The sequence below is a fragment of the Acidimangrovimonas sediminis genome (assembly GCF_002871005.1).
GTDB lineage: Bacteria > Pseudomonadota > Alphaproteobacteria > Rhodobacterales > Rhodobacteraceae > Acidimangrovimonas > Acidimangrovimonas sediminis.
The window spans coordinates 1-434 of the sequence record NZ_PHSN01000094.1 but is presented as its reverse complement, the minus strand read 5'-3'; the positions used below and the strand labels follow the sequence as shown (position 1 = coordinate 434).

The following is a 434-nucleotide window of genomic DNA, read 5'->3' as shown; positions in this document are numbered from 1 at the left end:
CCACTGCCGCCTATGTGGTGGCCGCGGTTCTCTTCATCCTGTCGCTGGGCGGGCTGTCGGGCCAGGAAAGCGCCAAGCGGGCGGTGTGGTACGGCATGGCCGGGATGGCGCTGGCGGTCCTCGCCACGCTGATCGGGCCGGGCTCGGGGCTGTGGTTGCTGTCGCTCGTGCTGATCGCGGCGGGCGGTGCCGTGGGCTGGGTCGTGGCCAAGCGGGTGCAGATGACCGAGATGCCGCAGCTGGTGGCCGCGATGCATTCGCTCGTGGGCCTTGCCGCGGTCTTCGTGGGCTACAACGCCTACATCACCCTGGTGCATGTGCTGGCGATGCCGCCCGAGGCGCGGGCGCTGACCACGGGCTTCACCGCCATCGTGGCGCACAAGGCCCCGGTCGAGCTGTCGATCATGCGGGTCGAGCTGTTCCTGGGCGTGTTC

General features: G+C 70.0%; 1 protein-coding gene. It reads left to right on the top strand.

The window, feature by feature from the left end; genetic code table 11:
* Positions 1–434 (top strand): NAD(P)(+) transhydrogenase (Re/Si-specific) subunit beta (locus CVV76_RS24480; RefSeq protein ID WP_199178712.1); only part of this gene is annotated, 434 nt, incomplete at both ends.